The following is a 23,400-nucleotide window of genomic DNA, read 5'->3' on the forward strand; positions in this document are numbered from 1 at the left end:
CCACCGGATGGAGCCCGGCCCCACGCCGAAAGGTGGATGAAAAAAGCGTCATCCACCCTACGCCCCGGTCACGCCGCCCCCACACGTACGCCCCATACCGCTAACGAGTTTCCGATATGAACTTCCAGATTGCCCTGCTGCTCGGCCAGGACGGCATTACCAACGGCGCCATCTACGCGCTGCTGGCGTTGTCGATCCTGCTGGTCTTCACCGTGACGCGCATCCTGCTGATCCCTCAGGGTGAGTTCGTCACCTACGGCGCGCTGACCATGGCCACCCTCCAGGCCGGCCACCCCACCGCGCTGGTCTGGCTGCTGCTGGCGCTGACCCTGGCCGACTGCGCCATGGATCTGTACGACGCCGCCCGCGCCAGCCGCCCCTTCCGCTTGCCGAAACGCATCCTGCTCAAGCTCGCCTACGCCCTGAGCATGGTCGGCCTGATCCGCAGCCTGCCGCTCGCGGAGCTGCCCCTGGCATTGCAGGCCCTGCTCACCCTGGCGCTGGTGGTGCCGCTCGGCCCGCAGCTCTACCGCCTGGTGTTCCAGCCGCTGGCTGCGGCCAGTGCACTGGTACTGCTGATCGTCTCCATCGCCGTGCACGTGGCCATGGTCGGTATCGCCCTGCTGCTGTTCGGCCCCGAGGGTGCGCGTACCGAGCCGTTCTCCGAAGCAGGCCTGACGCTCGGCCCGGTGACGCTCAACAGCCAGACCCTGTGGGTCATCGCCGTGTCCCTGGCGCTGATCATCGGCCTGTTCCTGTTCTTCGAGCGCAGCCTGTATGGCAAGGCCCTGCGCGCCACCGCAGTGAATCGGCTGGGCGCGCGGCTGATGGGCATTTCGCCGACCCTGGCGGGCAAGGCCACCTTCGCCCTGGCCACCTTCATCGGCGCGCTGTCGGGCATCCTCATCGCCCCCATCACCACCCTGTACTTCGACTCCGGCTTCGTCATCAGCCTCAAGGGTTTCGTCGGCGCCATCATCGGCGGCCTGGTCAGTTACCCGGTAGCGGCCCTGGGCGCGCTCGCCGTGGGCCTGATCGAAGCCTTCTCGATGTTCTGGGCCAGCACCTACAAGGAGATCATCGTCTTCACCCTGATCATCCCCTTCCTGCTCTGGCGCTCCCTCACCAGCCGTCATGTGGAGGACGATGAATGAAACCGCGCTACCTGATCCTCGCCCTGGTCGCCGTGCTGGCCGTGGCGCCAGCGGTGCTGCCGCCCTACTACGTCACCCTGCTCAACTACATCGGCCTGTACACCCTGGTAGTGCTCGGCCTGGTGCTGCTCACCGGTGTGGGCGGCATGACCAGCTTCGGCCAGGCCGCCTTCGTCGGCCTCGGTGCCTACACCAGCGCCTACCTGACCACCGTGCAGGAACTGCCAAGCTGGCTGGCCTGGGCCAGCGCCTCGCCCTGGCTGACCCTGCTGCTCGGCCTGGCCCTGACCGCCGCCGTGGCGCTGGTGCTCGGTGCGCTGACGCTGAAACTGTCCGGCCACTACCTGCCGCTCGGCACCATCGCCTGGGGCCTGTCGCTGTACTACCTGTTCGGCACCCTGGAGTCGCTCGGTGGCCACACCGGCGTCAGCGGCCTGCCGAGCATTTCCCTGTTTGGCTGGGTCTTGGACAAGGGCGAGAAGATCTATTACCTGATCTGGGCCATCCTGCTGGGCGCCATGCTGCTCACCCAGAACCTTTTGGATTCGCGTGAAGGCCGGGCCATCCGCGCGCTCAAGGGCGGCCAGCTGATGGCCGAGTCGATGGGGGTGAACACCTTCCGCGCGAAAATGGTGATCTTCCTCATCTCGGCATTGTTCGCCGCCCTCTCCGGTTGGCTCTACGCCCATACCCAGCGCTTCGTGAACCCCACGCCGTTCGGCCTGCACATGGGCATCGAATACCTGTTCATGGCGCTGATCGGCGGCGTGGCCAGCGTCTGGGGCGCCCTGCTCGGTGCCGGCGTGCTGACCATGCTCAAGCAGTGGCTGCAGGATCTGCTGCCGCAACTGCTGGGCAATACCGGCAACTACGAGGTGATCGTCTTCGGCATCGCCATCGTGCTGCTGATGCAGCGCGCGCCCGGCGGTCTGTGGCCACTGCTGATGCGCCTGCTGCCGGATAGCTGGAAGGCCCGCCGCGCCGCACTGCCCATCGACGACGCCAGCGAGTTGCCGCAGCGCCAAGCGCCGACTGCCGGTGAGGTGCTGCTGCAAGCCCGCGACGTGACCCGCCGCTTCGGCGGCCTGGTGGCCAACGACGCGATGAACCTGGAAGTGCACGCCGGCGAGATCCTCGCCCTGATCGGCCCCAACGGCGCTGGCAAGAGCACCCTGTTCAACCAGCTTTCCGGCGTCGATACACCCACCTCCGGTGAGGTGCTGTTCCGTGGTCAGCGCATCAACGGCATGCCCTCGCGGCGCATCGCGCGCATGGGCATGAGCCGCACCTTCCAGCACGTCAAGCTGTTGCCGGAGATGAGCGTGCTGGAGAACGTCGCCCTCGGCGCCCACCTGCGCGGCAGCAAGGGCGTGCTCGCCGCCGCCCTGCGCCTGGATCGCGCCGAGGAGGCACGCCTGCTCGGCGAGGCGCGGCGTCAACTGCAGCGGGTCGGCCTCGGTGACTACCTGCATGTGGAAGCCGGCAGCCTGGCCTTCGGTCAGCAACGCATTCTCGAAATCGCCCGCGCATTGTGCGCCAACCCCTGCCTGCTGCTGCTCGACGAGCCGGCCGCCGGCCTGCGTCACAAGGAGAAGGAAGCCCTCGGCCAGTTGCTCAGTCGCCTGCGCAGCGAAGGCATGGCGATCCTGCTGGTGGAGCACGACATGGACTTCGTCATGGGCCTGGTCGATCGCGTGGTGGTGATGGAATTTGGCCAGCGCATCGCCTTCGGCCTGCCGGCCGAGGTGCAGAAGGATCCCGCGGTGCTGGAAGCCTATCTCGGAGGAGCGGAGTGATGAACATGCCCATGCACAACCTGCAGCACACGCAGAACCAGGTGGCCAACCCGCTGCTGGAGGTCAGCGACCTGTGCGTCGCCTATGGCAAGGTGGAGGCGCTGTCCAACGCCAACCTGCGCGTCGGCCAGGGCCAGATCGTCACCGTGATCGGCCCCAACGGCGCCGGCAAGACCACCCTGCTCTCGGCCATCATGGGCGTGCTCGGCTCCCGTGGCCGGGTCGCCTTCGACGGCAGCCTGGAAGCAGTGCCGGAAGTCGAGGTGATGGTCGGCCGCGGCCTCGGTCTGGTGCCGGAGAAGCGCGAGCTGTTCAGCAGCATGACGGTGGCCGACAACCTGCTGCTCGGCGCGTTCCAGCGCCACCGCAGCGGCCAGCGCGACCACGGCCAGACGCTCAAGGAGGTCTACGAACTGTTCCCGCGCCTGTGGGAACGCCGCGAGCAACTGGCCGCCACCCTCTCCGGTGGCGAGCGGCAGATGCTCGCCGTCGGCCGTGCGCTGATGGCCAAGCCCAAGCTGCTGATGCTCGATGAACCGAGCCTGGGCCTGGCGCCGCTGATCACCCGCGAGATCTTCCGCATCATCACCACCCTGCGCCAGCAGGGCGTGTCGATCCTGCTGGTGGAGCAGAACGCCCGCGCCGCCCTGCGCGTGGCGGACTACGCCTACGTGCTGGAAACCGGACAGATCGCCATGCAGGGCCCGGCCGCGCAGTTGGCCGATGACCCTCGGGTGATCGAGGCCTATCTGGGCCTGGCCAGCCAACACCAGGAAATGCTCGCCACCTGAACCCACGGCGCCCGCCTGACGGGCGCTGTCGTCAGCCTGCAAGGAAACATGCCCATGCCCAACTCCAAGCCACTGCGTGTCTGCATCGCCGGTGCCGGTGCCATCGGCTGCACCCTTGCCGCGCGCCTGGTCGCAAGCGGCCAGCCGGTCAGCCTGCTGGCGCGCGGCAAGACGCTCGCCGCGCTGCGTGAAACCGGCATCCGGCTGAGCGACCTGGACGGCGAGCACCAGGTGGACGTCAGCGCCAGCGACGACTGCCGCACGCTCGGTGAACAGGATCTGCTGTTCATCTGTACCAAGGCGCCAGCTCTGGCTGGCCTGCTGCCTACCCTGGCGCCGCTGATCGGCGCCGACACAGTGGTGGTGCCGGTGGTCAACGGCGTGCCCTGGTGGTACTTCCACGGCCTCGAAGGGCGCCTCGCCGACCGCCGCGTCGAGGCGGTCGACCCCGACGGCACGCTCAGCGCCAGCCTCGACCTGCGCCACGTGCTTGGCTGCGTGGTGTTCATCACCGCCGAAACCAGCGGCCCTGGCGTGGTGCGCTCGAACAACCCGCACCTGATGATCTTCGGCGAGCCGGACGGCCGCATGAGCGAACGCCTGGAACGGGTGCGCGCGCTGATCGCCGCCGCCGGCATCGAGGCGCGCGCCACCGAGCGCATCCGCGACCAGCTATGGACCAAGATCATCGCCAACCTAACCTCCAACCCGCTGTCGGTGGTCACCGGCGCGACCCTGGAGCAGTTGTACGGCCAGGCCGAGCTGAAAACGCTGGTGGCCAAGATCCTTCAGGAAACCCTGCTCACCGCCGCCGCCTATGGCGCACGCATCGCCTTCGACCCGCCGACCTTCATGGAGCTGGGCGCCGGCATGGGCGCGGTGCGCACCTCGATGCTGCAGGACTACGAACAGGGCCGGCCACTGGAGCTGGCCGCCATCGGCGACGCGGTCGTCGAGCTGGCCGGCTACCAGGGCCTGGCCATGCCCACCACCCAGGACATCCTCGCCCTGGCGCGCTTTCGCAGCGCCTCGTCCCATCATCCACAGGAAACTTCGCGATGAACGCCATGACCGATTTCAGCAAGCCCGCCCACTGCAGCGACGAAGAGTGGGCACTGCGCGTCAAGCTCGCCTACTGCTACCACCTGGTGGACTGGTTCGGCTGGAGCGAGACCATCTTCAACCACATTTCCGCGCGCCTGCCCGGCCCGGCTCATCATTACCTGGTCAACCCCTTCGGCCTGAACTACACCGAGGTCACCCCAGGCAACCTGCTCAAGGTCGACCTGCACGGCAAGAAGCTCGAGGCCTCGCCCTACGACGGCAACCCCGCCGGCTTCGCTCTGCACAGTGCCGTGCACAGCGCACGCGACGACATCCAGTGCGTGATCCATACCCACACCACGCCGATCTCCGCCGTGGTGCAGAAGAAACGCGGCTTCACCCACGACGACTTCTACGGCGCTCAGTTGCATGGCCGTATCGGCTACCACCGCTTCGAGGGCATCACCCTGTTCGACGACGAGAAGGCGCGGATGGTCGAGAGCCTCGGTGACAAGCACGTGCTGGTGCTGCGCAACCACGGCATCGCGGTGGGCGAGAGCAGCATCGAGAAGGCCTTTTTCCTGCTCTGGACGGTGCAACGCGCCGCCGAGAACCAGTGCGCCGCCGGCGCCTTGGGCGGTGAGGACAACCCGCTGGACGACGGCATCGCCGCCAAATGCGCCGACCTCACCGCCATGCTGATCCGCGAGAGCGGTTTCGCCACCCAGTTCTATGACGCCATGGTGCGCAAGATGCGCACCGAACGGGCCATGCACTGGTAATCCAGGCCACAACGGGCCACAGCCGAGGAGTCGTGCCATGCAAGCCGCCAACACCCCAGCAGGTTTCCAGGAGCCGCCGATTTCCCGGCTCGATCCGCAGGGCATCCTGCTCACCTGCAATGCCGCCTATCTGGAGATGTGCGGCCATGCCGAACAGGATGTGCTCGGCAAGCCTCACGAACTGATCAACCACCCGCAGATGCCGGCAGCGGTGATCGCCAGCATGTGGCGTGCGTTACGCGCCGGCGTGCCGTGGACGGCGCCGGTGATGATCCGCCACCGGCAAGGTGGAGTGGACTGGCGCAACCTCTACGTGGTACCGCTGTTCGATGACGGCAAGCTGGCGGCGCTGGGCACCGTCTACCAAGCCATCGAACCAGCGCAGGCGCGCCAGGCCGAACGCCTCTATGCACGCCTGGCGCAAGGCCGGGCGCCATGGAGCCCGCTGCAACGCCTTGGCCAACTGCTGCTCGGTCACGGCCTGCAACTGGCGCTCGGCCTGGGCCTGGCACTGGCCACGCTACTGGCCTACCTGCCGGCCGCCTTGGGTCTGCCACTGCTGCTGGCGCTGGCGCTCGCCGGGCTGCAGCCGGCACTGCGCCAGCAGCGACTGACTCGCAACCTGCTCGCCCAGCATGCGCAGGCCTATAGCGACCCACTGCTGACCCCGCTGCACACTGACCAGCCCGGGCCGATCGGCCTGCTGGCCATGGCCCTGAACAGCCAACGCGAACGCATGAGCACGGTGATGTCGCGCATCTGCATCAACAGCGTGGTACTGCGCCAGCAGGCGCAGACCTCCGCCGCCGTGGTGGAGCGCTCGGTCGAGCAACTGCAGCGCCAGGTACAGGAAACCGAGCAGAGCGCTGCCGCGATCAACCAGATGAGCGCCACCATCCAGGAGCTTTCGCGCAACCTGCAGCACAGCGCGCAAGCGGCGCAGAATGCCGATCAGTTGGCCCGCGACGGTGAACATCAGGCGCTCGACAGCCAACGCTCGGCTCAGGACATGCACAGGGCAGTGAACGAGATCGGCCAGGCGGTCGGCAATCTGGCTGCCGCCATCGAATCCATCGGTGGCGTCGCCGAGGTGATCCAGAGCATCGCCGAACAGACCAACCTGCTGGCCCTCAACGCCGCCATCGAGGCGGCCCGCGCCGGTGAGTCCGGGCGCGGCTTCGCGGTGGTGGCCGACGAAGTGCGCAGCCTCGCCTCGCGCACCCGCGAGTCGACCGAAGACATCCAGCGCTCCATCGCCAGCCTGCGCCATGACAGCAGCGCGGCCCTGAGCACGGCCCAGCGTGGCGAACAGGCCGCACAACGCGCCAGCCAGGATGTGGAGCAGTCGCGCCAGGCCCTGACGCGCATCTGCAACGAGGTCGCGCAGATCAGCGGCATGAGCCTGCAGATGGCCGCCGCCATCGAACAGCAGGGCCAGGTGGCCGAACAGATCAACCAGCAGATCACGGCTATTGCCGGCCTGACCGAACGCGCCAGCCAGGAGGCCAACCACAGCAACACCATCAGCCAGACCCTGCATCAATTGGCCGAATCGCAACTGGGGTTGGCACGGCGTTTTCTGGAGGGCTGAGGCGAACTGGCAGCCAGGTACAAGAATTTGGCGGTCGTGATCAATTAACACGCGTTCCGCGGCGCTTGAATGACCTGACCCGGGGCCGGCCATCGCCGCGCTCACCCGACCTGGAGGTATGCGATGAAACGGCTGCTCGCCCTGCTGCTTCTGCTGGCCTGTACCGCCCAGGCCCAGGAGGTCGTGCGCGTCTACGGCTGGAAGGATTACGTCGACCCGCAGGTGCTCGAGGATTTCCAGACGCAAACAGGGATCAAGGTCGACTATCAGCCCTACACCAGTACGCAAGAACTGCTCCGGGCCCTGGCCCAGGGCAGCGAATACGACCTGGTGATGCCCAGCCACTTCATGCTCAAGGGCCTGATCGCCGAGGGTCGCCTGAGCGCACTGGACACTGGCCGGCTGCAGCATTACCGCGACCTGGATCCCTGGTTGCTGTCGACCCTGGCCGGTATCCCCACCGCCAATCGCCATGCTGTGCCCTATCTGTGGGGCTCCATCGGCCTGGTGCTCGACCCGCAACTGGCCCAGGCTCATTACCCCACGCCATTGCCCAATAGCTGGGGCCTGCTGTTCGACCCGGAGCAGGCGGCCAGGCTCAGCGCCTGCGGTATCGGCATGCTCGACGCCGCCGAGGAGACCGGATCACTGCTGCTCAACTACCGTGGGCGGCGCCTGGCGGCCAGCAGCGAGCGACTGATCAGCCGGCAAATGCGCAACCTCGAAGCCGTCGCGCCCCTGCTGCATTCCCTGGACAACTGGGCCTTCGTCGACGAGTTGATCGCCGGCAGACTTTGCCTGGCCATGGCCTGGAGCGGCCACGCAGTGATGGCCATGAAAGGCAATCCGCAACTGCGCTATTCGATTCCCGACGAAGGCGCGGCGCTGTACATCGACACCCTGGCGATTCCCAGCAATGCCCCTCATCCGCAGCTAGCCTACCGCCTGATCGACTTTCTCATCGCCCCGCAGTCAGCCATCCGCAATGCACGCACCACCGGCTTCTACGCCCCCCTGCCGAACGACTCCAAGCTGCTGCAGGCCTTCGCCCAGGAACATCCAGCCCAGGTGCTGACGACAGAGCAAAGGCGTCGCAGCTACCTGCTCGACAGCCTCTCCAGCGAACAGAAGCAGGTACTCGATCAGGCCTGGGCGCGCGTCAAGGCCGCCCATCGCTGAGCCCCCATCTGGCAGGCATCTACAAAAAGCTGTCTGCCATGATCAATTTCTTCGCCAGCCCGAATGCTATGAATAGCGCCCAGACAATCCCGGCTCCTCGCCCCTCGGGCGCCTGCGAGTCACCCGCCCATCCGCAGGCCCACGAAGGCGAAGAACCTTGGGTCGCGCCAGCCCCCCGGAGTCGTCCATGAGCGAAATCCAGTTACTGCCTCAGGTGCAAGCCTTCCTCCAGCGCGATCACGGCCATTTCATCGATGGTCAGTACCGCGCGCCCAACGGCGCCAAGCGTATTCCCATCGTCGACCCGAGCACTGGCCAGGTCATCGCCCAGATCGGCCATGCCGGCCAGGAGGATATCGAGGCCGCCTGCCAGGCCGCGCGCCGCAGCTTCAAGGGCGAATGGGCGCAGACCTCGCCTTACCAGCGCGGCGTGATCCTCAACCGCCTGGCCGACCTGATGGAAGCCAACGGCGAGGAGCTGGCGCAGCTAGAGACCCTCTGCTCGGGCAAGTCCATCCACCTGTCGCGCATGTTCGAGGTCGGCCAGAGCGCCATCTTCCTGCGCTACTACGCCGGCTGGACGACCAAGATCAACGGCGAAACCATGACCCCGTCGTTCCCCTCCATGGCCGGTGAGCAATACACCGCCTTCACCCGCCGCGAGCCGGTGGGCGTGGTCGCCGGTATCGTGCCGTGGAACTTCTCGGTGATGATCGGCGTATGGAAGATCGCCGCCGCCCTGGCCACCGGCTGCACCCTGGTGCTCAAGCCCAGCGAGTTCACCCCGCTGACCCTGTTGCGCCTGGCCGAGCTGGCCATCGAGGCGGGCGTGCCGGCGGGCGTGTTCAACGTGCTCAACGGCAGCGGCGAGGTCGGTGCCAGCCTGATCGAGCATCCCCACGTGGCCAAGGTGTCCTTCACCGGTTCGGTGCCTACCGGGCTCAAGGTCGGCCAGAGCGCCATGGCGGCCAACCTGACCCGCGTGACCCTGGAGCTGGGCGGCAAGAACGCCGCCGCGCTGCTGCCCGATGCCGATATCGACGGCGCGGTGGCCGGCCTGATCCAGACCGGCTACGTCCATCAGGGCCAGGTCTGCGCTGCGCCGGAACGGGTCTACGTGCACCGCTCACGCCTCGACGAGACCCTGGCCAAATTCACTGCGGCCCTGCAGGGCATGCACATCGGCTCGCCGCTGGACGAAAGCGTGAACTTCGGCCCGCTGGCCAACAAACCGCAGTTCGACAAGGTCGCGCAGTTCCTGCAGTTGGCTGGTGAGCAGAGCCAGGTGGTCTTCGGCGGCAAGCCGCTGGCCCGCGCCGGCTACTTCGTCGAGCCCACCGTGGTGCTGGCCAACGGGCCGCAGGATCGCCTGCTGCACGAAGAAACCTTCGGCCCGATCCTCTGCGTGCTGCCTTACGACAGCGTCGAGGAACTGCCGGGCCTGATCAACGACTCGCCGTTCGGCCTCACCGCCAGCATCTGGAGCAACGACCTGTCCCAGGCCTTGCGCCTGATCCCGCAGATCGAGGCCGGCACGGTGTACGTCAACATGCACACCTTCCTCGACCCTTCCGTGCCTTTCGGCGGCATCAAGGCCTCGGGCACCGGCCGTGAATTCGGCAGCGCCTTCATCGACGACTACACCGAACTCAAGTCGGTGATGATTCGTTACTGATTGGGATACGGTTCACTTGAAGGGCAGTACGGCCTTGGGGATTGATAGCGGACTGGCAAGTTTGTGTGTTGGTTGCTGGTTGCTTGGGTGTCTGTTCCGGATTGCCGCGTTTTTGCTGATGTTTCTGGTTTCGCCCTCCCGGGCGAGTCACTTTTGGGACAAAAGTAACCAAAACCCTCCGCCCGATCATCCGGCCCTCGCTGCGCGAGGGTTCGCTCACTCCATCGCCGCTCCAGAGGCCCGCCGCGGTGGGCCATCCCTGGCCCATCGCGGCTCTCGCGACATCCATGTCGCTCAACCTCTTCCGCGACGATTCCGTTCGCCCTCCTGGGCGGGCTCTGCACGCGCCTGAACCTTAGGTAACCCAGAAGTAGCGCGGAGTGCTGGTCAGCCGTAGGGCGGACTCAGGAGCGCCAGCGAACAGTCCGCCGAGCCATGCCCAGTTCGGCACCACAACCTACGTTCAATACTCCCACCAACGGCGTACTGCTTCGCGAGTACGCCCTACGCGAATGAAACTATTGGTTTAACTCGACGACTCACCGCGACCAGAACACTGTGTGCAACACCTGACATGCCAGTTCGTTCAGGCGCGCTAACTCCCCCTTCAGGAGGCCGAGCGTAGGCATTGCGCAGGGGGCTGCCGCGAGAGGCTTGATGGGTCAGGGATGGCCCTTGCAAGCCGACCCCGGAGCGGTGCCGGAGTGAGGTAAGTCGAGCGAAGCATGACGGGGACGCCTAGTTCCGGATGGCGGGGGTGCGTTTCTTTTGCTTACTTTTCTTTGCGCTGGGCGGCAATCCGAGTTCAAAGAAAAGTGAGTCGCCCGAGGGGGCGAAACAAGGAGTTTCCGAACACACTGAAGCGGCGTCCAGAACACCAAGCAACACACAAACTTGCCATTCCGGTATCAAACCAGCAACAACGCCTCGCCCCCCAGCAACCGCCGCGCCCCTGAACTAAACGCCCCCCGACAGTGCTCATTGGCGAGCACGCCCGCCCGTATCCGGCTGCCTTCTGGAAAACCGACCAGTGATCTCAGCGCGACATCACCTGGCAGTTTCTGGCTCAAAAAATGCTTGAACATTCACGTTATTTGAAGAGTGTGCAGATACGACACAAAAGCGCACCCAAAAACGCCAAGAATAAAACGAGGCCGCCTCATGACCGTGCATTCATCCCACGCTTTCGAGCACTGGAACCACAATGTCCATGCCGTCTGTGGACGTTTCGAGACCCAACAGGCATGGGATGCCGACTTCATCGGCGAGATCCAGCGCATCGACCTGGGCGGCCTGGAGATCGCCGACATCAGCACCAACGCCCTGGCCATCAACCGCCAACGCGGTAACACGGCGCGCGCCGATGACCGTTACTACTTCCTGGTCATGCAGCGCGAGGGCGTCATGGCCATCGATCAGGGGGATCGCGAATTCGTCCTCTACCCCGGTGACCTGGCCTTGCTCGATTCGGCGCAAGCCTTCGAGATGAAACCCCAGGGGCTGATCCGCCAGCTTTCCGTGCACCTGTGCCGGGACATGGTCGACCCGCTGCTACCGGCCAGCGCACGCCGCTTCGGCAAGCTGGAGCAGGAGAGCCCGACCGGCCACCTGCTGCAAGGCATCCTGCAGCAGATCGCCAATGGCGAACTGAGCTCGGCCACCCAGCAGCATTACGGTACAGCTCTGCAGAATGCCCTGATCGCCCTGCTGCCACCGGCCTTCCATGACGACAGCCTGCAGGATCCCGGCCGGCCACTCAGACGCTTGGCCGAGAAGATCATCAGCGAGTCGCTGCCCAATGCACCGACGCCGGCCGAACTGGCAGCGAAGCTGAACGTCTCGGTGCGCAAACTCTATCGGCAGTTCGAGATCGACGGCGACAGCATCTGCCGCTACATCCAGCGCCAGCGTCTGGAACGCAGCGCACGGGAGCTGGCCGAGACCAGCGGCCAGGCGCTGCCGATCACCACCATCGCCTACAAATGGGGGTTCACCGACTCGGCGCACTTTTCTCGCGTGTTCAAGCAGTATTACGGCATTTCACCGCGCGCCTATCGTGCCGACGCCTCGAACCGGCAACGGGTAGTGCCGGGTTAGAGCCTGCTCAGGTACCGGAGAGGTTGTCAAACATGGTTGCCAGGGTCTGGTTGAGCTTGCGGATCTGCGCTTCGGTCAGGCCCTTGAAGCCATCGTGAAATACCTGCGCCGTGGCTTCGTGCATGGCGAAATAGGCCTCACGGCCCTTGTCGGTGATCGACACCTGGGTCACTCGGCCATCCTGGTCGCTCTGCCGAGTGTCCACCAGGCCATCGTCCTTCATCCGATAGACGATCTTGGTGATGGTCGACAGCTTGGCCACAGCGAACTCGGAAATCTCGGAAATGCTGGCCTCCTGGGCCTCGTAGAGGATGTTCAACACCCGCCAGCGCGGGATGTCGAGGTCGATCTTCTTCAGCAGCCTCTCCATGCTCATGGTGTAGCGCGCATGAACACGTACCAGCCAGTAGAAGGGAAACTCTTCCTTGTGAAATTCTTCGCTGATCGGGTTGTAACGATTGCGACGCTTTTTCGGCACCTTCATGGACGAACCGCTTTGCTGTAAAGGACGCCAGATAATAGATAAATCCATTAATTCTTTCACTGCGGCATCGCGCCGCTCGGAAGCGGCGCGGCCTGCGCTGGCAGGGTTGGCACGCCTCAGAAATTGAAGGCGAAGACCAGTTGGCTGTAAAGGTTGCGGTCGTCGTTACCCAGTTGCGCACCGCCTTCGCCGGCACTCTTGCTGGGCTGATAGAGACCCACCACCGGCATCACCACCAGGTTCTCGGTCAGCCCCCATTCGGCGTAGATATCCAGCTCGCGCCCGGAAAAGTCCCCACGCGCCTGATCGATGGTGTCGAAGTCGAACCACAGCGCGCCGATGGCGAGATTCTCCAGCGGCGTGGCCCGCAACCCGACATGGTGCACGCGGCTGTTGCTATTGAACGGGCCGGCGTAGTTGCCCGCCACCTCGCCCTGGAACCAGGTGCCGAAGCCACGGCTGAAGCCATAGAACAGCGGGTCGAAGCCTTCCGAGAAGCGGCTGTAGCGATAGGTCAGCGTTGGCGACCAGGCGACATCGGCGAAGGTCCAGCCGGCCTCAAGGTACCAGGCGTTCTCGTCAGGGCCCTGGTCGCGATCCTGCCAGGCGTATTCGCCGGACAGCGCCAGGTTTTCCACACCCGCGTTGCCCGCTGCGCGCAGGCTGTAGGTCTCCATGCCCTTGCGTTGCAACTGCGCGGGCGATGCGTAGCGTTCGTCGACGTCGCGGGTACGGATGTAGGTGAGCCCGACGGTACCGGCATCGGCCACGTGTTCCAGGGTGCCGACATACAGTTCGGTCTTGGCCTGCGCACGGTTATCGGACTTCAGCCACATCAGGTCGCCGCGCCAGCCCTGCTCGCCACCCAGGCGCAGCACGGCGGTCTGGTCGAAGGCCTTGCGCGCGGCCAGGTAGTAGGCACCACCGCGATTGAATTCACCATCGGCCAGGCCCTTGCCGATGTTCAACGCATCGCCATTGATCAGAAAGCCGTCACCGACCCTGACGTTCTGCCGGCCGAAGGAAAGATCCACGCCATTCTCGCCGAGCGCCTCGAAGAGGTTGCCCGAGCGCCAGCCGAGGTAGGCATCCTCGATCTTGGTGGTGCGCTCGGAGCCGTCGGAGAAGCCCGCCGCGTCACCGTCGCCCCAGGTTGCGGAGCTGAGCAGGGAAAAGGCGCCATAGCCACTGCCCATGTTGCCCAGCCCCTGATCGAGACTCAGACCATACTTGACGTAACCCTCGCGCCACGACGAGCCGCCTTCCTGCAGGCGGCCACTGGCCGCGTAGTTCTCACGGCTGTGAAAAATGCCGAATGCGGCTTCGAGGTTGCCTTGCAGGTGCGTGTCGTCATCGGCATAGAGCTCGACTGCAGCGGCAGGTAATGCACTGCCGATCAACAGGGCAAGGGCAGACAGATGAAAGAATGGCAATTTGCACATAACGATCCCCAGAGTCATGAGTGGAATTGGCGAAACTCGACGCTATGTCCTCTACCCCGTGCGAACTTTCATCTGCCTGCCATTCATTTGCCGATGCCTGCCAGATCGCGTCATGTAGCGACAGAAAGCTGGAGACTGGCAGGCAAATACAAGTTTCGTGCAGGCGCTTACAAGTCACCCGGCAGCGTTTTTAGGATCGTTGTGATGCCCATTCCCCATCACTCGCCCCGGAGAAAGCCCGTATGTTCAGCATCCGCCCGGCCAGACCGCTGCAGCCTCCGAGGGCAACGCCTTGCATGCCCAAGAACAAGGAGAACTCCATGCGAACCCCCTGGATCATCCGGCAGACCGCCCTTGCCCTGGGTCTGTCCCTGGCGGGGCTCAGCGCCCACGCCGATCTGCCCAATGACACCATCGGCCAGGAAACCCTGCCCTTCCCACCATCACCACACCGCGCCTACATCGTCGACGCCGAGTTCGAGAATCTGGTGACCGGCCGTATCACCGTGGTCGACCCCGAGAGCAAGCGCATGCTCGGCATGATCAGCACTGGGTTCGCCGCGCCCTCGACCCTCGGCCGTGACGGCAAGTACCTGTACACCGCCGACCTCTACTACTCGCGCGGTGTGCGCGGCACCCGCACCGACGTGCTCACCGCCTGGAACACCAGCACCCTGTCGCCCGACTGGGAAGTGGTGATCCCCAGCAAACGCGGGGTCATGCTGCCGGAGCCGCACGCACTGGGCACCAGCGCGGACGACCGCTTCGTCTACATCTACAACTTCACCCCGTCCACCTCGGTCACTGTGGTCGACACCCAGGCCAGGAAAGTGGTCAGCGAGATCTCGATCCCCGGCTGCGTGCTCAACTACCCGATCGGCAAACGCCGGTTCGCCTCGCTGTGCGGCGATGGCAACCTGCAGGTGGTGACGCTGAACGACCAAGGCCAGGAAACGGCCCGCAGTCACACCGCGTTCTTCGACCCCAACGCCGAGAAGCTGGTGGAGCGCGCCTACGCCGTGGGCGACACCTACTACTTCGTCAGCACCACCGGCACCGTGCGTGCCGTGGACTTCTCCGGTGAGCAACCGAAGATCATCCCGGCTTGGGAGCTGGTGACCGACGCCGCCGACAAGAAGGCCGGCTGGGCGCCGGGCGGCTGGCAATCGATTGCTGTTGCGCCGAAGCTCAACCGCCTCTACGTGCTGATGCACGACGCCCACGAGGCGATGAAGTGGGAAGACCCGAGCCCGATCATCTGGGTCTACGACCTCAAGACGCACAAGCGCATCGGCACCCTGGAAGCCCCTGCCCCGGTCTGGAGCCTGCGCGCCACCACCGACGACAAGCCGCTGCTGCTCGGCGCCAACGTCATCGGCGGCCTGGAGGTCTTCGACCTGACCAGCGGCAAGCACAGCGGTACCGTGGAAAAGATCGCCAAAACCTCGATTTACGTCCTCAGCCACTGACGAGGTGCAGTCATGCAACCTGATCCGATCTTCGTCATTACCGCCGCCCTTGCGGTAGCGGTGATCCTGGCCAGCGCCGCGACCCACAAGTTGCGCGCACCGGCCCGCTTCGCCAGCCTGTTGGAGAACTACCAGCTACTGCCACAGGCCCTGGTGCGCCCGGTGGCCCGCACGCTGCCCTGGCTCGAAGCGGTGCTGGCCTTCGCCCTGCTGGTGCCGATGGCTCGCCACCTGGCGGCGCTTGGCGCTGCCGCACTGCTCGCCGGTTACGCCCTGGCCATCGCCATCAACCTGTGGCGCGGCCGCCGCGACATCGACTGCGGTTGCGCCGGGCCGCAGCAGGATCAGCCGATCCGCCCGCTGCTGCTGGCACGCAATGCCGTACTGGTGAGCCTGGCCCTGGTCGCCAGCCTCGCCCCACTGAGCCGCGACCTGGGCCTGTTCGACGCGTTCGTCGTCATCGCCGCCAGTGCCGTGGCCCTGCTCATCTACGCCACCGCCGAAGGCCTGCTGGCCAACGGTCCCCGTCTGCTCAAACTCATCGGAAGGTGAATCATGGAAGCTCTGATCGTTTCTAACATTCTGCTGTGGTGCCTGCTGATCGCCCTGGCCTTCGCCATCATGGGCCTGGTTCGTCAGATCGGCGTGCTGCATGGTCGCCTGGCGCCCGCCGGCGCACTGATGGTCGACAAAGGCGTGGCCGTCAACGAGCCCGCCCCGCAAGTGACCGCCGCCGACCGTCATGGTCGCCCGGTGAACTTCGGCTACGCCGGCGAGAAGGCGCAACTGCTGTTCTTCCTCTCGCCAACCTGCCCGATCTGCAAATCGCTGCTGCCGGCCATCAAGTCCATCGCCAAGGAGCAGGCCCATCGCCTCGACGTGGTCTACGTCAGCGACGGTGACATGGACGCGCAGCAGGCGCTGATCGCCGAGCACAAGCTCGAAAACGCCACCTATGTGGTCGGCCCGGAAGTGGGCATGACCTACCAGATCGGCAAGCTGCCCTACGCCGCTCTTATCGACAACGGCGGCGTGCTGCGTGCCAAGGGCCTGGTCAACTCGCGCGAGCACCTCGACAGCCTGTTCGAGACCGAACACCTGGGCAGCGCCACCCTCCAGCAGTACCTGCATAACAGCCAGCCCGCCCACGGCGCGCACAACCACTGAGCCAGGGAGCCCTGACATGAAATTGCTAGACCGCCTGTTCGAACGCTCCACTCGCCACGTGGCCGACACCACCTCGCGGCGTAACTTCCTCGGTCGCCTCGGCTCGCTGATGGTGGCCGGTGCCGCCCTGCCGGTGCTGCTGCCCATCGACCGCACCAGCAAGGCCCTGGCCGCCGAAGCACCGAAAGCCGGCGATCCGGGGGATCCCAATAGCTGCGACTACTGGCGCTACTGCTCCATCGACGGCTTCCTCTGCTCCTGCTGCGGCGGCTCCGTCACCTCCTGCCCGCCAGGCACCGAGGTGTCGCAGGTGAGCTGGATCGGCACCTGCCGCAACCCCGGCGATGGCAAGGACTACATCATTTCCTACAACGACTGCTGCGGTAAGCACAGCTGCACCCAGTGCGCCTGCACCCGCAACGACAGCGAGGAGCCGCTGTATCGCCCCTTCAACAACAACGACATCAACTGGTGCCTGGCTGCCAAGTCGAACATCTACAACTGCACCATCGCCGTCATTCGTGGCGTCGCGATCTGAGAAAAGGGGGCCAGCATGCGTGCGCTCATCATCGGACTGGCCTGCGCCATGGTCGCCCCCCTGGCCATGGCGCGGGCCATCCCCGATCCCAACCAGAAACACGCCCCGGGCAACGAGGCGCCACAAACGCCGATTGCCCAGGCCGGCTACAGCACAGCGGTTAACTACCAGTTGCAGTGCGCCGGCTGCCACCTCGGTGACGGCACGGGCTCGAAGGCCAACGACACACCGAAGATGAAGGACTTCGTCGGCAACTTCCTCAAGGTCGAGGGTGGCCGTGAGTTTCTGGTGCGCGTGCCCGGCATGTCGCAATCGGCGCTCAACGACGCGCAACTGGCCGATCTGCTCAACTGGCTACTGCGCGAGGACGGCATGGCCGGCAAGAGCATGCCGGCGCACTACCAGCCCTACAGCGCCGAGGAAGTCGCCCGCCTGCGCAAGGTGAGCATGCTCAACCTGCCGGATACCCGCGCCCACCTGATCGAGCAGATGCGCGAACAGGGCATCGCGATCGATGACGGTATGAGCGACAAAGCCCCCTGAGCCAATGGTCGGGCTGGCCGCATCAGAGCCCTGCTCTTATGCTGCACTCTTTTTGTGCGAGCCTGCCCGATGACTCTGTTCGACCTGCTGCTGTTGGCCCTCGCCGGTTTCGCCGCTGGGGGCATGAACGCCCTGGCTGGCGGCGGCACCTTTTTCTCCTTCCCCGCCCTGCTCGCCGCCGGCCTGCCGCCGGTGACCGCCAATGCCACCAACGCCGTGGCGCTATGGCCAGCCAGCCTGGCCGGCGCCTGGGCCGCACGCGCTTCGCTGCGGCCGCTCGGCCGTTATCTGCTGCCCCTGTTGTTCGCGGGTCTGGCCGGTGGTTTGCTCGGCGGCCTGTTGCTGCTGGCAGGCGGCGACGATGTGTTCCGCGTATTGATCCCCTGGTTGCTGCTGGCCGCCACCGCACTGTTCGCCGCCAGCCCCTGGCTGGGTCGTTGGCTCGCTGCACGGCGCAAGGAGTCAGAACATCCACCACACACGCCGCTGTCGCTGGGCGCGCATATCGGCGTGTCGATCTACGGCGGCTATTTCGGCGCTGGCATGGGCATTCTGCAGCTCGCCGCGTTCTCCATCGAAGGCCACCCGCTGGCCCGCGCCAATGCCCTGAAGAACCTGATCTCGGCCGTGATCTACAGCATCGCCACCCTGACCTTCATCATTGCCGGGCGCGTCAGTTGGTACGAATTGGCCATCCTCCTCACTGGCGCCACGCTCGGCGGCTATGCCGGCGGCGCACTGGGCGAGAAACTGCCGCCGACGCTGCTACGCAGCTTCGTCATTCTGGTCGGCAGCGGCATGACGCTGTATTACTTCTGGAGCACCTATCTGCCGTAGGGTGCGCCGTGCGCACCGAAACAGCGCGGCCTCGTCGATGCGCCGCCTGTTGATTTGCCCGCATGGCGCGGCTCTGCTAGTGTCGCGCGGTTTCCAAGCTGCCCGAGACCTGCCGCCATGGCCCGCAAGAAAGCCCCCGACTTTGAACATTCTCTCGCCGAACTGCAGGCACTGGTCGAGCGCCTGGAAAGCGGCGAGCTGTCGCTGGAGGACTCGCTGACCGCCTTCGAGCAAGGCATCGGCCTGACCCGCGAGTGCCAGGCGGCGCTGGCCCAGGCCGAGCAGAAGGTGCAGATCCTGCTGGAGCGCGACGGCGAGCTGCAGCCGGCCCCCTTCGACGCGGACGAGCAGGCATGATCAAGGCCTACCAGGCGCGCTGCCAGGCGCGTGTCGATGCCGCGCTCGACAGCCTCTTCCAGCCACCACGCGCGGAACTCGAACGCCTTTACCAGGCCATGCGCTACAGCGTGATGAACGGTGGCAAGCGCGTGCGCCCGCTGCTGGTCTACGCCGCCTGCGAGGCGCTGCAAGGCGACGCCGAGCGAGCCAATGGCGCCGCCTGCGCCGTGGAGCTGATTCACGCCTATTCGCTGGTGCACGACGACCTGCCGGCCATGGACGACGACGACCTGCGTCGCGGCCAGCCCACCACCCACAAGGCCTTCGACGAAGCCACCGCCATTCTCGCCGGCGACGGTCTGCAGAGCCTGGCCTTCGAGGTGCTCGCCGACGAACAGCGCAACCCGCAGGATGCCGAGGTGCGCCTGCAGATGCTCGCCGCCCTGGGCCGCGCCGCGGGGCCGGCCGGCATGGTCGGCGGCCAGGCCATCGACCTTGGCTCGGTGGGCCAGAAGCTCGACCGCGCAGCGCTGGAGATCATGCACCGACACAAGACCGGCGCGCTGATCGAAGCCAGCGTGCTGCTCGGCGCCCTGGCCAGCGGTCAGGCCGACGAGATCAGCCTCAAGGCCCTGCTGAATTACGCCCGCGCCATCGGCCTGGCCTTCCAGGTGCAGGACGACATTCTCGACGTGGAGAGCGACACCGCCACCCTGGGCAAGACCCAGGGCAAGGACGAAGCTCACGACAAACCCACCTACCCGGCCCTGCTCGGCCTCGAAGCGGCCAAGGACTATGCCCTGGAGCTGCGCGACCAGGCCCTGCACGCCGTGCGCCTGCTCGGCGACAACGCCGAGCCGCTGCGTGAGCTGGCGCGCTATATCGTCGAGCGGCGCAGCTAGCAGGCTGTTGAAAAACTACCTGCGTTGGCAATACTGCGTTAAAAACAGCCTCAAAATGCTCATTTACAACACGTAAACTGCGCTTTTTCGGCTGTTTTTGCCTTGTCTTGCCTGCCTCGCCTACGTTTTTCAACGGCCTGCTAGGTGGCTCTTGTGGGAGCGGCTTCAGCCGCGATGGCCGCTCCGCCCCCATCATTGTCATCTATGACCACATGATCGCCATATGAGGCTTGCTTTACCCCTGCGGCAAGCCTCCTAAGATGGCTCCATAACGACGAGACGTCCGGAGCCGCCATGCCCTTCCCCGCCCTGCTGATCGCCAACCGTGGCGAGATCGCCATTCGCATCGCCCAGGCCTGCGCCGACCTCGGTATTCGCAGTGTCGCGGTGTACGCCGAAGACGACAGCGCCTGCCTGCACACGCGCAAGGCCGACCTGGCCGTGGCGCTGGTCGGTCGCGGTGTCGCGGCCTACCTGGACATGGATCAGCTCATCGGCATCGCCCGCGAGCGGGGCTGCACGGCCCTCCATCCTGGCTACGGCTTTCTCGCCGAGAACGCCGAGTTCGCCCGTCGTTGCCAGGCGGCCGGGCTGACCTTCGTCGGCCCGTCGCCAGAAACCCTGCAACTGTTCGGCGACAAGGCCGCCGCCCGTGCCCTGGCCGAACGCTGCGCAGTGCCGCTGGTACCGGGGATCAACCAGGCGGTGACGCTGGAGCAGGCCGCGGACTTTCTTGCCGAACACGGCAGCGTGATGCTCAAGGCCCTGGCTGGCGGCGGCGGGCGTGGCATGCGTGCAGTGGACGAACCGGCGCAACTGGCCGAGGCCTTTGCCCGCTGCGCCTCGGAGGCCCAGGGCGCCTTCGGCAGCGGCGCCCTGTACGTGGAGAAGCGAGTGCGCCGCGCCCGGCATATCGAAGTGCAGGTACTCGGCGACGGCAGCGGTGCGGTCAGCCACCTGTGGGAGCGCGACTGCAGTCTGCAGCGCCGCCACCAGAAGCTGGTGGAGATCGCCCCCAGCCCCGAGCTGGATGTGGCCACCCGTGACGCCATCATCGCCAGCGCCCTGCGCCTGGCGGCCGAGGTTCAATATCGCGGCATCGGCACCTTCGAGTTCCTGCTCGACCTCGACCAGCCGGGGCGCTTCTACTTCATGGAAGCCAACCCGCGCGTGCAGGTGGAGCACACCGTCACCGAGCAGGTCACCGGCGTCGACCTGCTGCACACGCAACTGCACCTGGCCGCCGGCAAGAGCCTGGCCGAGCTGAACCTGCTCACTCCACCGCCCGCGAAAGGCTATGCCGTGCAGGTGCGCCTGAATCTGGAAAGCCTGCTCGCCAATGGCAGCGCGCGCCCGGCCAGCGGCGTACTCAACGCCTACCAACCACCCTCCGGCCCCGGTCTGCGCGTGGATGGCTGCGGCTATGCCGGTTATACCGTCAGCCCGGCCTACGACTCGTTGGTCGCCAAGCTGATTGCCAGCGCCAGCGACTACCCCGGCGCCCTGCGCCGCGCCTACCGGGGGCTGTGCGAGTTTCGCCTCGACGGCGTGGCGAGCAACCTGCACCTGCTGCAGAACCTGCTGCAATGCGAGGCGGTGATCGCCAACCAGGTCGATACCACCTATGTCGAACGCCAGTTGGACGCCTTGCTGGCGGTGCGCGAGCAGGCCCACCCGCACCGCTACTTCGCCACTGACGCTGCGCAGCACAGCGCCACGGCCAGTGCCGACGCGCCGCCCGGCACCCTGGCCCTGAATGCGTCCAGCGCCGGTGTACTGGTCAGCCTGACAGTGGCCGAAGGCGAAGCCGTCGCCGCCGGCCAGGCCATCGCCGTGCTGGAAGCGATGAAGATGGAGTTCGAGGTCAAGGCCGAGCACAGCGGCATCGTCCGTGCGCTGGCCGTGGCGCCCGGTGACGCCATCGGTGAGGGCCAGGCGCTGGCGTTCCTGGAGCCTGCCGAGGTGGATGGCCTCGCCGAGCATGGCGAGCAGGCGGTCGACCTGGCGCATATCCGCGCCGACCTGGCCGAAGTGCTGGAACGCCACGCGCGCCTGACCGACGCGCGCCGTCCCGAAGCCGTGGCGAAAAGGCGCAAGACCGGTCAGCGCACGGTGCGGGAAAACCTCGCGGACTTGCTCGATGCAGATAGCTTCATCGAATACGGCGCCATGGCCCTGGCCGCCCAGCGCCGCCGACGTTCGCCCGAGGAGCTGCTGGAACTGAGCCCGGCCGACGGCCTGGTCGCCGGCATCGGCACGGTGAACGCCGCGAGTTTCGGCGCCGAGGCCGCGCGCTGCATGGCCATCGCCTACGACTACACGGTATTCGCCGGCACTCAGGGGGTGATGAACCACAAGAAGACCGACCGCATGCTGGCCCTGGCCGAGCAATGGCGCCTGCCGGTGGTGCTGTTCGCCGAAGGCGGTGGTGGTCGGCCGGGCGATACCGACTTCGTCGGCGTGGCCGGGCTGGACTGCCACACCTTCGTCGCCATGGCCAAACTCTCCGGCCTGGTGCCGACGGTGGGCGTGGTCTCTGGCCGCTGCTTCGCTGGCAACGCCGCGCTGCTCGGCTGCTGCGACGTGATCATCGCCACCCGTAACGCCAGCATCGGCATGGCCGGCCCAGCGATGATCGAAGGCGGTGGCCTGGGCCGTTTCACCCCAGAGCAGGTCGGCCCGACCAGTGTGCAGGGCCCCAACGGGGTGATCGACGTGCTGGTGGAAGACGAGGCCGCAGCGGTCGCCGTGGCCAAGCAGTACCTGGGCTATTTCCAGGGCTCGGTGAGCGACTGGCAGTGCAGCGATAGCCGCGAGTTACGCCAGGTGATCCCGGAAAACCGCCTGCGCGTCTACGACATGCGCCAGGTGATCGAGCTGCTGGCCGACCACGGCAGCGTGCTGGAGCTACGCCGCCAGTTCGCCCCCGGCCTGATCACCGCGCTGATTCGCATCGAGGGCAAGCCGTTCGGCCTGATCGCCAACAACCCCGCGCACCTGGGCGGTGCCATCGACGCCGTGGCCGGCGACAAGGCCGCGCGCTTTCTGCAACTGTGCGAGGCGCATGACCTGCCCATCGTCTCGCTGTGCGACACCCCCGGCTTCATGGTCGGCCCGCAAGCCGAGCAGCAAGCCACGGTGCGCCATGTCTCGCGCCTGTTCGTCACCGCCGCCAGCCTTACGGTGCCCTTCTTCACCCTGGTGCTGCGCAAAGGCTACGGCCTCGGCGCCCAGGCCATGGCGGCCGGCAGCTTCCATTCGCCGCTGTTCACCGCTGCCTGGCCCAGTGGCGAATTCGGCGCCATGGGCCTGGAAGGTGCGGTGCGCCTGGGTTTCGCCAAGGAGCTGGCAGCCCAGCCGGACGAGGCCAAGCGCCAGGCGCTGTTCGACAAGCTGGTGGCCAAGGCCTACGCCAACGGCAAGGCGCTGAACATGGCCAGCTATCTTGAGATCGACGCCGTGATCGATCCGGCCGACAGCCGCGCTTGGCTGCTGCGCGGCCTCAATGCGGCGCCGCGTCCGCCGCGGCGCGACGGCAAGAAACGTCCCTTTATCGACACCTGGTAATCG

At 66.0% G+C, this 23,400-nt stretch carries 20 protein-coding genes; 18 read left to right on the forward strand and 2 right to left on the reverse strand.

What is annotated here, in order from left to right:
* Nucleotides 1–116: 116 nt before the first annotated feature.
* The 9 genes from ACSVIK_RS16965 to feaR all read left to right on the forward strand — a co-directional run bounded on the left by ACSVIK_RS16965 (nt 117) and on the right by feaR (nt 12,109).
* The gene (locus tag ACSVIK_RS16965) at nt 117–1,154 is read left to right on the forward strand and encodes a branched-chain amino acid ABC transporter permease (RefSeq protein ID WP_442445423.1); all 1,038 of its coding nucleotides are present in this window, start codon (nt 117–119) and stop codon (nt 1,152–1,154) included.
* Nucleotides 1,151–2,950, forward strand: coding sequence for a branched-chain amino acid ABC transporter ATP-binding protein/permease (locus ACSVIK_RS16970; RefSeq protein WP_442445424.1), 1,800 nt, complete (start codon nt 1,151–1,153; stop codon nt 2,948–2,950). Before ACSVIK_RS16965 ends, ACSVIK_RS16970 begins: the two co-directional genes overlap by 4 nt.
* Nucleotides 2,950–3,741, forward strand: a complete 792-nt coding sequence (locus tag ACSVIK_RS16975; protein ID WP_442445425.1) for an ABC transporter ATP-binding protein — start codon at nt 2,950–2,952, stop codon at nt 3,739–3,741. The genes ACSVIK_RS16970 and ACSVIK_RS16975 overlap by 1 nt, the downstream gene beginning before the upstream one ends.
* Before the next feature lie 54 nt (nt 3,742–3,795).
* A complete protein-coding gene (locus tag ACSVIK_RS16980) occupies nt 3,796–4,803 on the forward strand; it encodes a ketopantoate reductase family protein (RefSeq protein ID WP_442445426.1) in 1,008 nt (335 codons plus the stop codon).
* Nucleotides 4,800–5,567: a class II aldolase/adducin family protein gene (locus ACSVIK_RS16985; protein WP_442445427.1), complete on the forward strand. Its 768-nt coding sequence runs from the start codon at nt 4,800–4,802 to the stop codon at nt 5,565–5,567. Before ACSVIK_RS16980 ends, ACSVIK_RS16985 begins: the two co-directional genes overlap by 4 nt.
* A gap of 37 nt (nt 5,568–5,604) precedes the next feature.
* Nucleotides 5,605–7,158, forward strand: coding sequence for a methyl-accepting chemotaxis protein (locus tag ACSVIK_RS16990; protein WP_442445428.1), 1,554 nt, complete (start codon nt 5,605–5,607; stop codon nt 7,156–7,158).
* Nucleotides 7,159–7,281: 123 nt separating this feature from the next.
* Entirely contained in the window at nt 7,282–8,337 is a 1,056-nt protein-coding gene (locus ACSVIK_RS16995) for an extracellular solute-binding protein (RefSeq protein ID WP_442445429.1), read from the forward strand.
* A 187-nt stretch (nt 8,338–8,524) separates the two neighbouring features.
* A complete protein-coding gene (locus tag ACSVIK_RS17000; RefSeq protein WP_442445430.1) occupies nt 8,525–10,012 on the forward strand; it encodes an aldehyde dehydrogenase family protein in 1,488 nt (495 codons plus the stop codon).
* A 1,161-nt stretch (nt 10,013–11,173) separates the two neighbouring features.
* On the forward strand, nt 11,174–12,109 hold the full coding sequence (feaR, locus tag ACSVIK_RS17005) for a transcriptional regulator FeaR (protein WP_442445431.1): 936 nt from the start codon (nt 11,174–11,176) through the stop codon (nt 12,107–12,109).
* Nucleotides 12,110–12,116: 7 nt separating this feature from the next.
* Here feaR and ACSVIK_RS17010 read toward each other — a convergent pair whose 3' ends face one another.
* Both ACSVIK_RS17010 and ACSVIK_RS17015 read right to left on the reverse strand, forming a co-directional pair.
* Nucleotides 12,117–12,593: a MarR family winged helix-turn-helix transcriptional regulator gene (locus tag ACSVIK_RS17010; RefSeq protein ID WP_442445432.1), complete on the reverse strand. Its 477-nt coding sequence runs from the start codon at nt 12,591–12,593 to the stop codon at nt 12,117–12,119.
* 116 nt (nt 12,594–12,709) lie between these two features.
* A complete protein-coding gene (locus ACSVIK_RS17015) occupies nt 12,710–14,035 on the reverse strand; it encodes a hypothetical protein (protein WP_442445433.1) in 1,326 nt (441 codons plus the stop codon).
* 320 nt (nt 14,036–14,355) lie between these two features.
* On the opposite strand from ACSVIK_RS17015, the gene ACSVIK_RS17020 reads away from it, so the two are divergent.
* From ACSVIK_RS17020 to ACSVIK_RS17060, 9 genes are all read left to right on the forward strand, one after another.
* Nucleotides 14,356–15,504, forward strand: a complete 1,149-nt coding sequence (locus ACSVIK_RS17020; RefSeq protein ID WP_442445434.1) for an amine dehydrogenase large subunit — start codon at nt 14,356–14,358, stop codon at nt 15,502–15,504.
* Between the two features lie 12 nt (nt 15,505–15,516).
* Entirely contained in the window at nt 15,517–16,056 is a 540-nt protein-coding gene (locus ACSVIK_RS17025; RefSeq protein WP_442445435.1) for a MauE/DoxX family redox-associated membrane protein, read from the forward strand.
* A 3-nt stretch (nt 16,057–16,059) separates the two neighbouring features.
* On the forward strand, nt 16,060–16,671 hold the full coding sequence (gene mauD, locus ACSVIK_RS17030) for a methylamine dehydrogenase accessory protein MauD (protein ID WP_442445436.1): 612 nt from the start codon (nt 16,060–16,062) through the stop codon (nt 16,669–16,671).
* A 16-nt stretch (nt 16,672–16,687) separates the two neighbouring features.
* Entirely contained in the window at nt 16,688–17,209 is a 522-nt protein-coding gene (locus ACSVIK_RS17035) for a methylamine dehydrogenase light chain (RefSeq protein WP_268181248.1), read from the forward strand.
* Between the two features lie 15 nt (nt 17,210–17,224).
* The gene (locus ACSVIK_RS17040; RefSeq protein ID WP_442445437.1) at nt 17,225–17,752 is read left to right on the forward strand and encodes a cytochrome C; all 528 of its coding nucleotides are present in this window, start codon (nt 17,225–17,227) and stop codon (nt 17,750–17,752) included.
* Nucleotides 17,753–17,821: 69 nt separating this feature from the next.
* Nucleotides 17,822–18,589 (forward strand): sulfite exporter TauE/SafE family protein, encoded by a 768-nt coding sequence (locus ACSVIK_RS17045; protein WP_442445438.1) that lies wholly within the window; start codon nt 17,822–17,824, stop codon nt 18,587–18,589.
* Nucleotides 18,590–18,706: 117 nt separating this feature from the next.
* Nucleotides 18,707–18,946 carry an exodeoxyribonuclease VII small subunit gene (locus tag ACSVIK_RS17050; protein WP_268181242.1) on the forward strand — a complete coding sequence of 80 codons (240 nt, stop codon included), beginning with the start codon at nt 18,707–18,709 and terminating at the stop codon, nt 18,944–18,946.
* Entirely contained in the window at nt 18,943–19,830 is an 888-nt protein-coding gene (locus ACSVIK_RS17055) for a polyprenyl synthetase family protein (protein ID WP_442445439.1), read from the forward strand. Before ACSVIK_RS17050 ends, ACSVIK_RS17055 begins: the two co-directional genes overlap by 4 nt.
* Before the next feature lie 294 nt (nt 19,831–20,124).
* Nucleotides 20,125–23,397: a carboxyl transferase domain-containing protein gene (locus ACSVIK_RS17060; protein WP_442445440.1), complete on the forward strand. Its 3,273-nt coding sequence runs from the start codon at nt 20,125–20,127 to the stop codon at nt 23,395–23,397.
* The last annotated feature ends 3 nt before the right edge of the window (nt 23,398–23,400 follow it).

The sequence above is a fragment of the Pseudomonas sp. NCHU5216 genome (assembly GCF_052156495.1).
GTDB lineage: Bacteria > Pseudomonadota > Gammaproteobacteria > Pseudomonadales > Pseudomonadaceae > Aquipseudomonas.